This is a genomic window from Azorhizobium sp. AG788 (assembly GCF_943371865.1).
Lineage (GTDB): Bacteria > Pseudomonadota > Alphaproteobacteria > Rhizobiales > Xanthobacteraceae > Azorhizobium.
On record NZ_CALRWL010000005.1, the window covers coordinates 164,269 to 177,011 of the forward strand.

General features: G+C 67.9%; 12 protein-coding genes. 7 read left to right on the top strand and 5 right to left on the bottom strand.

Annotated elements, in window-relative coordinates:
- Positions 1-5: 5 nt before the first annotated feature.
- The 3 genes from AAG816_RS05465 to AAG816_RS05475 all read left to right on the top strand — a co-directional run bounded on the left by AAG816_RS05465 (position 6) and on the right by AAG816_RS05475 (position 2,282).
- Entirely contained in the window at positions 6-719 is a 714-nt protein-coding gene (locus tag AAG816_RS05465) for an HAD family hydrolase (protein ID WP_341988525.1), read from the top strand.
- A gap of 157 nt (positions 720-876) precedes the next feature.
- Positions 877-1,656 (top strand): DUF1499 domain-containing protein, encoded by a 780-nt coding sequence (locus AAG816_RS05470; RefSeq protein ID WP_341988526.1) that lies wholly within the window; start codon positions 877-879, stop codon positions 1,654-1,656.
- 26 nt (positions 1,657-1,682) lie between these two features.
- A complete protein-coding gene (locus AAG816_RS05475; RefSeq protein ID WP_341988527.1) occupies positions 1,683-2,282 on the top strand; it encodes a hypothetical protein in 600 nt (199 codons plus the stop codon).
- 12 nt (positions 2,283-2,294) lie between these two features.
- Here AAG816_RS05475 and AAG816_RS05480 read toward each other — a convergent pair whose 3' ends face one another.
- The 4 genes from AAG816_RS05480 to AAG816_RS05495 form a co-directional block, all read right to left on the bottom strand.
- The gene (locus tag AAG816_RS05480) at positions 2,295-2,972 is read right to left on the bottom strand and encodes an SOS response-associated peptidase (RefSeq protein WP_341988528.1); all 678 of its coding nucleotides are present in this window, start codon (positions 2,970-2,972) and stop codon (positions 2,295-2,297) included.
- A 1-nt stretch (position 2,973) separates the two neighbouring features.
- Positions 2,974-3,888: an MBL fold metallo-hydrolase gene (locus AAG816_RS05485; protein WP_341988529.1), complete on the bottom strand. Its 915-nt coding sequence runs from the start codon at positions 3,886-3,888 to the stop codon at positions 2,974-2,976.
- Positions 3,889-4,011: 123 nt separating this feature from the next.
- Positions 4,012-5,685, bottom strand: a complete 1,674-nt coding sequence (locus AAG816_RS05490) for a radical SAM protein (RefSeq protein ID WP_341988530.1) — start codon at positions 5,683-5,685, stop codon at positions 4,012-4,014.
- 242 nt (positions 5,686-5,927) lie between these two features.
- Positions 5,928-6,827 (bottom strand): LysR substrate-binding domain-containing protein, encoded by a 900-nt coding sequence (locus tag AAG816_RS05495; RefSeq protein WP_341988531.1) that lies wholly within the window; start codon positions 6,825-6,827, stop codon positions 5,928-5,930.
- A gap of 233 nt (positions 6,828-7,060) precedes the next feature.
- Between AAG816_RS05495 and AAG816_RS05500 the strand changes: the two genes are divergently transcribed.
- The 4 genes from AAG816_RS05500 to oiaK all read left to right on the top strand — a co-directional run bounded on the left by AAG816_RS05500 (position 7,061) and on the right by oiaK (position 12,014).
- Positions 7,061-8,401 carry an MFS transporter gene (locus AAG816_RS05500; protein ID WP_341988532.1) on the top strand — a complete coding sequence of 447 codons (1,341 nt, stop codon included), beginning with the start codon at positions 7,061-7,063 and terminating at the stop codon, positions 8,399-8,401.
- A gap of 62 nt (positions 8,402-8,463) precedes the next feature.
- The gene (locus AAG816_RS05505) at positions 8,464-9,294 is read left to right on the top strand and encodes a phosphogluconate dehydrogenase C-terminal domain-containing protein (RefSeq protein WP_341988533.1); all 831 of its coding nucleotides are present in this window, start codon (positions 8,464-8,466) and stop codon (positions 9,292-9,294) included.
- Positions 9,295-9,372: 78 nt separating this feature from the next.
- Complete coding sequence (locus AAG816_RS05510) at positions 9,373-10,629, top strand: ribulose-bisphosphate carboxylase large subunit family protein (protein ID WP_341988534.1); 1,257 nt, start codon at positions 9,373-9,375, stop codon at positions 10,627-10,629.
- Complete coding sequence (gene oiaK / locus AAG816_RS05515) at positions 10,629-12,014, top strand: 3-oxo-isoapionate kinase OiaK (protein ID WP_341988535.1); 1,386 nt, start codon at positions 10,629-10,631, stop codon at positions 12,012-12,014. Before AAG816_RS05510 ends, oiaK begins: the two co-directional genes overlap by 1 nt.
- 174 nt (positions 12,015-12,188) lie before the next feature.
- Here the strand turns inward: oiaK and AAG816_RS05520 are convergent.
- A partial coding sequence (locus tag AAG816_RS05520; RefSeq protein WP_341988536.1) for a methyl-accepting chemotaxis protein occupies positions 12,189-12,743 on the bottom strand: 555 nt, incomplete at its 5' end.

Below are 12,743 nucleotides of genomic sequence, written 5' to 3' on the forward strand. Positions count from 1 at the left end.
GCCCCATGCACGAACTGAAAGCCCTGCTGTTCGACAAGGACGGCACCCTGGTTCACTTCGACCGCACCTGGGGTCCAGCCGCAGGCGCGGTGATGCGGGAACTGGCGGGCAGCGATGCCGCCGCTTTGCACCGGCTGGAACAGGTGAGCGAATATCTGCCGGACGAGGAACGCTTCCTCCCCTCCTCGCCTCTGGTGGCCGGCTCCTCCGCCCATTATGGACCGGCGTGGGCGCTGGCCTTGGGGCGACCGGCGGATGCGGCCTTCCTGTCCGAGATCGACAGGCTGTTCTCCCGGGAGGGCCTGCGCTCGCTCACCCCGCTGGGCCGACCGGCGGACATGCTGGCGCATTTCCATGGGCGCGGCCTGCGCCTGGGGCTGGTGACCAATGATGCGGAGGCCAATGCCCGCCTCCAAGCGGACGCCCTCGGGCTCAGTCCGTTTCTCGATCTGGTGCACGGCTATGACAGCGGCTTCGGCTCCAAGCCCGGCCCCGGCATGGTGAGCGCCGCCGCGGACGTCTTCGGCATCGCGCCCCATGAGGCGGCGGTGGTGGGCGACAGCGCCCATGATCTGGCGGCCGCGCAGGCGGCGGGCGCCCGATTCATCCTGGTGCGGACCGGCCCGGCACCGGTGGACCATCTGGTGGACGCGGCGGATCTGGTGGTGGACAGCATCGACGACCTGCCGGCGCGGCTCGCCCATCCCATGATGGTGTGACCGCACCGGGCTTTCCAAGCGCGGCCGCACCCGCGATGATGGCGCCCTGCCCGCGCGCGCCCCTCGCACGGGGGCCTTGGCAGCGGGCGCGATTTGCGCGAAGACGCGGGGTCGCCCCTGTGGGGGCGCCATCAGGTTGCAGGATCACGCCCAAGCCATGATCAAACGCCGGCTGTATGTGGAGGAGCGGGAATCGCCGCTGGCGCGCTGGAGCTTCCGGCTGGCGCTGTTCTCCGTGCCGGTGATCGTGCTCGCCGCGGTGCTCTACCGCATGGGCGTGCTGGATTTCCGCCCGGCGTTGGTGACGCTGGCCGCGGGCCTGGCCATCGCCGGCCTCGGTGCCCTGCTGGCCATCGCCGCCTGCATCACCATCTGGGACAGCGGCTGGCAGGGCATGGGCCGGGCCATCGGGGCTCTCGCCATCGCGCTGGGCGTGGTGGCCGGCCCCGCCGCAGTGCTGGCGCGCGGCGTCATGCTGCCGCCCCTCACCGACATTTCCACCGATGCGCTGGATCCCCCGCGCTTCCGCGCCCTGGGCTTTGCCCGTCCGCGCACCGCCAATCCCCTCGCCTATCCCGGCGAGAGCGCCGCCGCGCTGCAACGGGAGGCCTATCCCGGCATCAAGCCGGTGGACCTGGACGCCACCCCGGAAGAGGCGTTCAACGCGCTGCTGGCCCTGGTGCAGAAGCGCAAATGGCGCATCCTGGATGCGGTGCCGCCGCGCGGCGGCCTGCGCGACGGGCAGATCGAGGCGGTGGCGCCCACCCCGCTCATGGGCTTTCGCAATGACGTGGTGATCCGGGTGCGGCCGACGCCGAAGGGCTCGCGCATCGATGTGCGCTCCAGCTCGCGCTACGGCATCCACGACTTGGGCGAGAACGCCATGCGCATCTCCAGCCTGATGTCCGATTTGACCACGGAACGGCGCAAGCACTGAGTCCCCAATCCCGAAAGGAGCGCCCCGTGCGCATTGTGATCCCGATGACGCGGGCCCCCCTGCTGGCCGCTGCGGTTCTCGTTCCTCTGCTGGCCGGCTCGGCCACCGCCGCGCCGCTGTTGCAGGATCTGTCCGACCGCACGCTCTCCTGCGCCATCGAGCCGCCCTATTACATCGCGCCCAAGGCGGAGAGCATCAGCGTGCTGCGCTTCGGTGATGCGGACGGCGCGCCCTGGGACGACCTCACCGTGGCGCTCGCCGCGCCGGCGCTGCAGAAGGCCGAGGCGGACCGGGTCGAGATCCTGCTGCCGGCCACCGCCGGCCATGCCAAGCCCACCTTGGTGGCCTTCGTGCGCACCAAGGAGAAGGATCCCGGCACCGGCAAGACCCGCACGGTGATTTCCGGCCACATCGACGGCGACACCGTGGGCGATGAATGCGCCGTGGACAAAGGCCGGGCGCCCTATGTGACCGGCCGCTTCAATGCCGTGCGCGAGAATGTCTGCGGCAATGACGCGGTGGCCAATTGCGCCAGCCAGTTGAAGACGCTGTGCGGCCCAGAGCCCACCTTCGCCTGCACCGCCGACGCCAAGCCCAGACTCACCAAGGCGGACAAGGGCAAGTAATTCCGCCCCCGCTCACAGTGCCACCGGCACCAGCAGATCGGCATCCTCGTTGCGGACCGAATTGACCCGCGACGACACCGGCCACAATTCCATCTGCTCCGGCGCATAGGGCTTGAGCAGATCGCGCGGGTCTGGCCCGGTGAGCCAGCGATCCATGTCGTCCCGCGCCAGGATCACCGGCATGCGGTCATGCAGCGGCGCCATAAGCGCGTTGGCGGCGCAGGTGAGAATGGTGAAGGTGCGCACCCAGGCGCCGGTGGCGGGGTCTTTCCACCCCTCCCACAGGCCGGCGAACCCCATGGGCGCGCCGCCCTTGAGGGCGATGGCATAAGGCTGCTTGCCGCCGTCGGTGCGCTGCCATTCATAGAAGGCGTCCACCGGCACCACGCAACGGCGCGGCTTGTTCCAGGCGGCCTTGAACGCCGGCTTCTCCGCCACGGTCTCGGAGCGGGCATTGATCATGGAGGCGCCGATCTTCAGATCCTTGGCCCAGGACGGCACCAGCCCCCAGCGCAACAGCGACAGCTCCGCCCGCCGGCTCTCGGGATTGTGGCGGATGACCATCACATCCTGGGTCGGCGCCACGTTGAAGCGGGCCGGTGCATTGGGCAGGGCAACGTCGCGGGTGTCGAGCCCGAACTGCGCCGCATAGAACACCGGCGCCTGATGCTGAACGAAGCGGCCGCACATGTCAGCGCACCGGGCTGAAGGTGCCGTCGATGGCCGCCAGGCCATCGGTGGCCACCAGTCCCTTGCCCACCATGTCCTCCAGATGCGCCAGCACGGTCAGCGAGGCGGCGCCCACCAGACGGGGATCGAGGCCGATATAGATGCCGCGCACCAGATCTGGAATGGTGCGCGCGTCGCGCTCCAGGCCGCGCATGATCGCGGCCTCGCGGGCATGGCGATGGTCGAGATAATCGCGCACGAACGCCGGGGCATCACGCACCGGCCCGCCATGGCCGGGCAGATAGAGCGGCTCGCTGCGCTGAAGCAGCTTTTCCAGCGAGCGCACATAATCGCCCATGGAGCCGTCCGGCGGGGCGACGATGGTGGTGGCCCAGGCCATCACATGGTCGCCGGAGAACAGGAGATCATCCTCCCGCAGCGCGAAGGCGAGATGGTTGGCGGTGTGCCCCGGAGTGGCGACCGCGGTCAGGGTCCAGCCGGCCCCGGACAGGACATCGCCATCGGCCATGGCCATGTCGGGCACGAACGCGGCGTCGCCGGAGGCATCCAGCGGATTGATCTCGCCGATATGCAGCGCCCGCGCCGGCCGATGCGGCCCCTCGCCCACCGTGCGGGCGCCGGTGGCCGCCTGCACCGCCGCGCTGGCGGGGGAATGGTCGCGATGGGTGTGGGTGACGACGATATGCGAGACGGTCTCGCCGCGCACCGCCTCCAGCAGGGCCGCCACATGGCCGGGATCATCGGGGCCGGGATCGATGATCGCCACAGTGCCGTGCCCGACGATGTAGGTGCAGGTGCCGGTGAAGGTGAAGGGCGAGGGATTGGGCGCCACGATGCGCCGCACCCGCGGCGTCACCTGCTCCACCTGCCCCGCCGGAACCGCAAACTTGCGATCAAAAGGAATGTCTTCGCTCATGCCGTCAACCTAAAGCGGGCGCCCGCGATTCCCAAGCCGGGGATCGCAACTGTCCGGCGGGCGCTGCGGGGGTGTCAAAGCGACCCCCGCCCCGCGAAGGCGAACGGCCGGAGGCGCGACGCCTCAGGCCGTATAATGCGCGAGTTGGGCCGGCATGGTGTGAGCGGCGGACAGCATGGAGAGGTAGTCGACCTCATGGCGCTCGGCCAGAGACCGCCACCAGGGATCGCGCCCGAAGACCTCCAGCGCCGCCGCGGCGTGGTGCGCGGCGAGGTCAACGTCCCCCATGGCCCGATAGCATAGCGACACATAGAGATGGCCGAAGGCGTGGTCCTCATACTTGGCGACCACGTTCTTCATGTAATGCAGCGCCACGTCGTAGCGGCCGATCTTCATATTGTAGTTTTCGAGGAAATTGACGCGAAGCTGGGTCTCATAGGCATAAGCCTCCAGCTTCACGGGATCGACGCCGGGCGCGCGGATCACCGATTTGGTGGCCACGAAGTTGGCGTTGTTGGTGTTCTCGATATAGCCGTTCTCGACACAGATATCATACAGCCGGCTGCCGAAGATCGGGATGGCCAGATAGACGTGGACCCAATCGAATCCGTTCTCGATCAGCATCTCCAGCGTCTCCTGGCGATGTTCATCCTGCTCGCCCGGCAGGCCGGTGACGATGAACACATGGGAGCGCACGTTGAATTTGCGCAACGCCTCCACAGCCGGCCGGATCAGCTTCTTCTTCAGCGGCTTCTTGATGATGTGGTTGAGCACATGATCGGAGCCGGACTCCACCGCCAGCGCCACGGCGGACACCCCGGCCTTGGAAAATAGCTCCGCCACCTCCTCGTCGATGGCATAGACCGCGACGCCATTGGGAAATTCGCAGCGGATCCCGAGATCGGCCAGCGCCCGCAGCAGCGTCTTGGCGCGCGCCTTGTCATGGAAGAAGTGGTCGTCTTCCAGCATGAGGACGGTCATGCCGAACTCATCGCGCATGCGCGTCACATCTTCGATGATCCGCTCCACCGACATGAAGCGCACATCCTGGCCATGCAGGGACGGGTTCGAGCAGAACACGCACAGGAACGGACACCCCCGCGAGGTATGAATCGCCATCTCGCGCTTAGGCTGGTCGGTGTATTTCTTGTCGATCCCGCGATTGTTGTAGTGATCGAGGTTCACCATCCCGTAGTTCATTTGCGGAATGTCATCGAGATTGGCGATGAACGTGTGCGCCGGCGTCTTTCCGGCCTGCGCGGTCGCCCGCGTCACCCAGGACTTGTGCGTCGCCAGCACCTCGGCGGGATCATCGGCGTCGATCAGCGCTTTCAGCGGCAGTTCGCCCTCGCCCTTGCAGATGGCATCGAGATCCGGGCAGCTTTCCAACATCAGCTTGAAGGCAGCGGATGGCAAGCCGCCGCCCGCAATGGTCAGGATGTTCGGATCAAAGTCCTTCGTCGCCTGAACCAGCGTCTGGATATAGCCGAAGGACGAGTTGAACAGCGCCGAAATGCCAACGATATCGGGCCGAAACTCATCAAGCACCGCATGCAGCTCGGCCCGGAACACGGCCTCATAGGACTCGACCGAACGCTCCTCAACCAGGCGCTTCAGCGTCACATTGAGATCCACCAGCCGCAGTTCGCCAAGACGCTCGCAATGCTTGGTGAGATAGGCCTCCATGGACAGGATGCCATAGGGAACCGTGAACGCCGGCAGCACCGCCGCGCGAGTCTTGTCGAGATAGTCCGCCGCGTTGAAATAGGGCGGGATCACAAACAGAAGCTTTCTCATCGAGCAGCATCCCAGCGTCGACACGGCAACCCACCCCATCTTCACGCCCCTTCTGCCCCACCTTCCTGTCGCCGGGCTTGCAACGATCGATGAGAGGTGGTGGATTGCAGTGCGCGTACCCTCGGTCGCGATAAGCCTGCGGGCAAGTCAACGCTCGAGCCATATTTGGCGCCAGTCATTGAAATTTATTGTATTGCATTCTGACATCCGGTCTCAGACCGTTGAAATATATCGACTAATTTTCATCTCGGCACCCGCAGCGCCCGCATTTCCTCCACCAGCCAGCCCTCCAGGGCGCGCACGTCGGCGCGGAAGCCGAATTGGGAAGCGATCCAGATCTTCAGATGCCGGTTGCCCGGCGCGAAGCCGAACGGGGCCACCAGCCGGCCCGATTGCAGTTCGCTCAGGGCCAGCATGTGCGGCACCACCGCCACTCCCAGCCCGCAGGCGGCGGCCTGGATCAGCAGATAGAAATGATCGAAGCCCCGCTGCGGCTTCAGCGCCAGCCCGCCGTGCCCCGCGGCACGCGCCCAGTCGGTCCAGGCCTCGGGGCGGGTGTGGGTGGAGAGCAGCAGCGCCCGCTCCAGGTCGCGCGGCTCAGAGAGTGGCATGGACGCCAGATAGTCCGGCGAGCACACCGGGCCGATCCATTCGATGCCCAGATCCCGGATCAAGGCGTCGCGCGGCGGGGTGATGGTGCTGTTGCGGATGGCGACGCTGATCTTGTCGCGGCTGAAATCCACCTTGTCGTAATTCATGTTCAATTCCACCTGGATGTCCGGATTGGCCCGGTGGAACGCCGCCATGCGCGGAATGAGCCAGCACAGCATGATGGAGGCCGAGCACGACAAGGTCAGCGGCCCCGGCCGCAGCCGCTCAACGGTGGCATGGATCAGGCCGAACGCCGCCGACAGCCCCTCCGCCAGCCGCAGGCCTTCCGGCGTCGGCTCGCTGGCCTGACCGCGCCGGGTCAGCAGCGGCACGCCCAAGGTCGCCTCCAGCGCCTTCACATGCCGGCTGACCGCCCCATGGGTGACGCACAATTCCTCCGCCGCCCGGCTCATGCTGCGGCAGCGGGCCGTGGCTTCGAACGCGCGTAGCGCCACAAGCGATGGCAAGGGCTGGTGGCCGGGCTGGGCCATGGGCGTCTCCGGGGTGCGCGTCCGCGATCGGGCGCTCACGGCAGCCCATGCTGTGAGTTTAACTCACAAGTGACGGACAACAAATCGATTGTCCGGCGACGGCGGCGGCGCCTAATGACGGCCGTGGAGATCCCGCAGGGACGGCGCCAATCGCCCCCGCACATCAGGCTCCGCACATGACACGAAATGCAGCCGCCCACCGGGACGAAGCTGCGTCACATTGGAGGAAACCCATGACGGAGCCCCTGGCGTCCGCTGTCGAGCGGTCGGCTATTCACAAGGTCTGCTGGCGGCTGGTGCCGTTCATCGGCCTGATGTTCTTCATCAATTTCCTGGACCGCACGGCGGTCTCCTTCGCCGGCCCCAACGGCATGGTCAAGGATCTCGGCCTCACCGCCGCCCAGTTCGGCTTTGCCGCCGGCATCTTCTTCTTCGGCTACATCCTCCTGGAAGTGCCGAGCAACCTGGCGCTGCACCGCTTCGGCGCCCGGCGCTGGCTGGCCCGCATCATGGTCACCTGGGGCATCGTCGCTTTGCTGTTCACCTGGGTGAGCAGTTCCACCGAGCTCTATGTGCTGCGCTTCCTGCTGGGCATTGCGGAAGCCGGCTTCTTCCCCGGCGCCATCCTCTATCTCAGCCTGTGGGTGCCCGCGCGCCATCGCGGCAAGGTGCTGGCGCTGTTCTATGTGGCCCAGCCGCTCACCATCGTCATCGGCGCGCCCTTTGCCGCCTTGCTGCTGAATGCGGACGGCCTGATGGGCCTGGCGGGCTGGCGCATCATGTTCTTCGGCGTGGCGATCCCGGCCATCGTGGTGGGCATCATCGCCTGGTTCTATCTGGTGGACCGTCCGGCCGACGCCAAATGGCTCACCGCTCAGGAGCGCGACTGGCTCACCACGGAACTGGCCAAGGAAGAGCGCACCAAGGCCGGCGCCCACAACATCCTCGCCAGCAAGGTGATGCTGAACGGGCGGGTGTGGATCTTGTCGCTGATCTATTTCGGCCTGATCTACGGCCTCTATTCGCTGGCCTTCTTCCTGCCCACCATCATCGGCGGGTTCGAGAGCCAGTTCGGCACCAAGTTCGACATGATCCAGCGCGGCCTCATCACCGCCGTGCCCTATCTGCCCGCCGCCGCCGCTTTGCTGCTGTGGAGCCGCTTTGCCGCCAAGCGCGGCGTGAAGGGCTGGCACATCGGCCTGCCGGCGCTGGTGGGGGCGCTCAGCATCCCGGTGGCGCTGTTCATGAACTCGCCTGCCGCCACCATCGCGGTGATCACGGTCACCGCCTGCGCCATCTTCTCGGCCCTGCCCAGCTTCTGGGCCATTCCCTCCCGCTTCCTGTCCGGGGCGGGGGCGGCGGCGGGCATCGCCCTCATCAATACCGTGGGCAATGTGGCGGGCTTTGCCGCCCCCTTCATCACCGGCGCGGTGAAGGATGCCACCGGCTCCTATCAATTGGCCATGCTGGTGGTGGGCGGCTGCATGCTGGTCTCCGCTCTGCTCTGCCTGGTGGTGACCCGCTCCGAGCAGATCGCCCCCGCCGGCAAGCCCCTGGGCGCCCGCTCGGCCTGATATCCTGAAGGGAGGCCGGCGTGCTCGGCCTCCCGCCCGCTCGCATATCCTGGGAGAAGATAATGAACGCGAAGATCGCCCTGTTCGGCGCCGGCGGAAAGATGGGCGTGCGCCTGTCGAAGAACCTCGCCAAGTCGGACTTTCAGGTGGCCCATGTGGAGGTCAGCGAGACCGGCCGCGCCCGGCTGAAGGCCGAAGTGGGCGTGGACTGCATCGACGTGGCGGTGGCGCTCAGTGATGCGGATGTGGTGATCCTGGCGGTGCCCGATACGCTGATCGGCAAGATCGCCCACCAGATTTCGCCCCAGCTCAAGGCCGGCACCATGGTGATGGTGCTGGATGCCGCCGCCCCCTATGCCGGCCATCTGCCGGACCGGCCGGACCTGACCTATTTCGTCTCCCATCCCTGCCATCCGCTCATCTTCAATGACGAGACCGAGGAAGCGGCGCGGCGGGATTATTTCGGCGGCATCGCCGCTAAGCAGTCGATCACCAGCGCCTTGATGCAGGGGCCGGATGAGGCCTTCGCCTTGGGCGAGGCGGTGGCCAAGGCCATCTATGCGCCGATCCTGCGCTCCTATCGCCTGACCCTGGAGCAGATGGCGCTGCTGGAGCCGGGCCTGTCGGAGACCATCTGCGCCACGCTCTTGGATGTGATGCGCGAAGCCATGGACGAGACCGTGCGCCGGGGCGTGCCGGCGGAATGCGCCCGCGACTTCCTCTTGGGCCACATGAACATTCTCGCCGCCGTCACCTTCAAGGAGGTGGACGGGGTGTTCTCGGACGCCTGCAACAAGGCGATCCAGTTCGGCAAGCCGCGGCTGATGCGCGAGGACTGGCTGAAGTGCCTGGACGAGCCGGAAATCGCCGAGAGCATCCGCCGCATCACCTGATCGCACCGTCCAGGCCGGGCCACGCGCCCGGCCTGCCCCGCGCCCGTGCGGCCCGCCCGCCCAACCGACGAGTTCCCCATGAGCACAGCAGCGCCCCGTGAGCGGGTCCACGCCACCTATTGGCTGGAAACCGGCGGTGATCCCGCCCGCACCGCCGCCATCATCGCCGGCGAGCAATCCAGCGGCACCTTCGTCGCCTTGGCCCATGAGACCGCCGAATTGAAAGAGCGCTCCGGCGCGCGGGTGGAGCGGCTGGAGGTGATCGGCGAGACGGGCACCCCGAGCCTGCCCGGCGCCCAGCCGTCCGATCGCTACCGCCAATGCGTGCTCGAACTGTCCTGGCCGGTGGAGAATTTCGGCCCGTCGCTGACCAATCTGATGTCCACCATCGCCGGCAATCTGTTCGAACTCTACGCGGTCTCCGGCCTGAAGCTCACCGGCCTTCGCCTGCCACCGGCCTTCACGTCCGCCTTCGCCGGTCCCGCCTTCGGCATTGCCGGCACGCGCCAGCTGGCGGGGGTGAGCCAGGGGCCGCTGATCGGCACCATCATCAAGCCCAGCATCGGCCTCTCGGCGGAGGAGACCGCACAGCAGGTCCGCGAACTGATCGCCGGCGACATCGACTTCATCAAGGATGACGAACTCCAGAGCGACGGCGGCCGCTGCCCGTTCGAAGACCGGGTCACGGCGGTGATGCGGGTGGTGAATGACGCCGCCGAGCGGCGCGGCCGCAAGGCCATGGTGGCGTTCAACATCACCGGCGATCTGGATGAGATGCGCCGCCGCCATGATTTCGTGCTGGCTCACGGTGGCACCTGCGTCATGGTGTGCGTGAATTCCATCGGCCTGGTGGGGGCGCGCGAGATCGGCCGTCATACCCAGCTTCCCATCCATGGCCATCGCGCCGGCTGGGGCACACTCTATCGCCATCCGGCGCTGGGCTGGGACTATGCGCCCTGGCAGCAAGTGTGGCGGCTGGCGGGGGTGGACCATCTGCATGTGAACGGGCTCGACAACAAGTTCACCGAAAGCAACGCCAGCGTCATCGCTGCTGCCCGGGCGGTGCTCGCCCCGCTCAACAGCGCGGCGGAGATGATCGCCATGCCGGTGTTCTCCTCCGGCCAGACCGGGCGGCAGGCGGCCCCCACTTATGCGGCGCTCGGCTGCGCCGACCTGATCCACACCGCCGGCGGCGGCATCTTCGGCCATCCCGGCGGCGTGCCGGCGGGGGTGGAGGCGCTGCGCGCCGCGTGGCGGGCGGCCATGGCCGGCACGCCGCTGGAGAACGAAGCCGACCACACCCCGGCCCTGCGCACCGCCTTGGGCTTCTGGTGATGGGCGCCGCAGCGATGGAGCCGCACGCCGCTTGGCCGGACGGGCTGCTGCTGGCCTATTATGGCGACGACTTCACCGGCTCCACCGACGCCATGGAGGCGATGACGGCGGCGGGCGTGCCCACGGTGCTGTTCCTGCATCCGCCCAGCCCGGCGCAACTGGCGCGCTTTCCCCATGTGCGCTGCGTCGGTCTGGCCGGCTCCTCGCGCGGGCGCCCGCCGGAGTGGATGGCGCGGGAACTGCCGCCGGTGTTCGACCAATTGGCGGCGCTGGGGGCGCCGATCCTGCACTATAAGGTCTGCTCCACCTTCGATTCCTCGCCTGCCATCGGCTCCATCGGCACCGCCATTGATCTTGGCGTGGCGCGCATGGGGGGCGACTGGAGCCCCGTCGTGGTGGGCGCCCCGCGCCTCGGCCGCTACCAGATGTTCGGCCATCTGTTCGCGGTGGTGGACGGCAACGGCCATCGGCTCGACCGCCACCCCACCATGTCCCGCCATCCGGTGACGCCCATGGCGGAAGCCGACCTCACCTTGCATCTCGCCCAACAGACCGAGCGCCGCATCGAACTGATCCACATGGCGCAGATCCGCGCCGGGCAAGGTGACGCGCAGCGGCAGGCGCTCAGCGGGCCGGATACGCCGGTGGTGTTCATCGACGTGCTGGACGACCAGACCCTCGCCGCCGCCGGCCGCCTGATCTGGGAGGGGCGCGGCGCCGGCCTGTTCACCGCCTCCTCGTCCGGGCTGCAATATGCCCTTGCCGCCCACTGGCGCGCGCAGGGGCTACTGCCCGCCACGCCAAGCCTGCCGGTGGCGGCGCCGGTGTCCGCCATCGCCGTGGTGAGCGGCAGTTGCTCGCCGGTGACGGCGGGCCAGATCGCCTTGGCCCGCGACAACGGCTTTCAAGCCGAACGCCTGCACCTGCCGTGCGCGCTTGATCCCCGCACCCGGGCCGCCGAGATCGCCCGGCTGCTGGCGCGCGCGGACGCCGCGTTGAGCGAGGGCCTCAGCCCGCTCATCTACAGCGCCGAAGGCCCCGATGATCCGGCGGTCACCGGCTTCGATGCCATCGCCGCGCAGGCGGGCCTCTCCCGCACTGAAGCGGCCCGCACCGTGGGCACCGTGCTGGCGCAGATCATGCGCGGCATGGTGGAGGCCGGCCGGGTGCGGCGGGTGGTGGTGGCGGGGGGCGACAGTTCCGGCGAGGTCATGGCGGCGCTGGACATCGCCGCCTTGGAGATCGCCGCCGGCCTTGCCCCCGGCGCGCCGCTATGCCGGGCCGCGTCCGACGATCCCGTTTTCGACGGCCTGGAGGTGGTGCTGAAAGGCGGGCAGATGGGCGCCGCCGACTTCTTCCTCCTCGCCCGCGACGGCCCATCCTGATGCCGAGCGCGGCCCCCGCACCCGGACACTATTCAGCATGGCCTCACTGTGGCGGACGGCCCCTCCGGGCCGGTATCGCCGCGCCCGCCGCACCGGTGGGAACCGGCCACCCCTGAACGCAAGAAGGGCCCCGCGCCTGGCGCGGGGCCCTTCATCTGCGAGCGGCCGGGGGGATTAGCCAGCGCGCAGATTCTGAACCACCCGTTCCACTTCCACCTTCAGCTGCTGCGCCTGGCCGGTGAGCGAACCGGACAGGGTCATCAGCTGCGAGGAGGCGGCGCCGGTCATGGTGGCGGCGCGTCCCACGCCGCTGATGTTCTCGTTCACCGTCTCGGTGCCGCGCGCCGCCTGCTGGGTATTGGTGGCGATCTCCTGGGTGGCGGCACCCTGCTCCTCGATGGCCGCGGCGATGGCGGACGAGGTGGTACGGATCTGGCCGATGGTGCCGACGATGAGGTCGATGGAGGCCACCGAGCGATTGGTCGCCTGCTGGATCTCATTGACCTTGGAGGCGATCTCTTCGGTCGCCTTGGCGGTCTGCGCCGCCAGCTGCTTCACTTCCTGGGCCACCACAGCGAAGCCCTTGCCCATCTCGCCGGCGCGGGCCGCCTCGATGGTGGCGTTCAAGGCCAGAAGATTGGTCTGGCTGGCGATGTTGGTGATCAGGATCACCACTTCGCCGATCTTGGCCGCCGACTGCGAGAGCTCGATGATCTCCGTCTGGGTGCG

Bases quoted from the DNA above. Each gene is read 5' to 3' on its own strand.
- AAG816_RS05500 (WP_341988532.1), top strand. From the start codon at position 7,061: ATGACGGAGCCCCTGGCGTCCGCTGTCGAGCGGTCGGCTATTCACAAG.
- AAG816_RS05485 (WP_341988529.1), bottom strand. From the start codon at position 3,888: ATGAGCGAAGACATTCCTTTTGATCGCAAGTTTGCGGTTCCGGCGGGG.
- AAG816_RS05495 (WP_341988531.1), bottom strand. From the start codon at position 6,827: ATGGCCCAGCCCGGCCACCAGCCCTTGCCATCGCTTGTGGCGCTACGC.
- AAG816_RS05470 (WP_341988526.1), top strand. From the start codon at position 877: ATGATCAAACGCCGGCTGTATGTGGAGGAGCGGGAATCGCCGCTGGCG.
- AAG816_RS05465 (WP_341988525.1), top strand. From the start codon at position 6: ATGCACGAACTGAAAGCCCTGCTGTTCGACAAGGACGGCACCCTGGTT.
- AAG816_RS05505 (WP_341988533.1), top strand. From the start codon at position 8,464: ATGAACGCGAAGATCGCCCTGTTCGGCGCCGGCGGAAAGATGGGCGTG.
- AAG816_RS05490 (WP_341988530.1), bottom strand. From the start codon at position 5,685: ATGAGAAAGCTTCTGTTTGTGATCCCGCCCTATTTCAACGCGGCGGAC.
- oiaK (WP_341988535.1), top strand. From the start codon at position 10,629: ATGGGCGCCGCAGCGATGGAGCCGCACGCCGCTTGGCCGGACGGGCTG.
- AAG816_RS05480 (WP_341988528.1), bottom strand. From the start codon at position 2,972: ATGTGCGGCCGCTTCGTTCAGCATCAGGCGCCGGTGTTCTATGCGGCG.
- AAG816_RS05510 (WP_341988534.1), top strand. From the start codon at position 9,373: ATGAGCACAGCAGCGCCCCGTGAGCGGGTCCACGCCACCTATTGGCTG.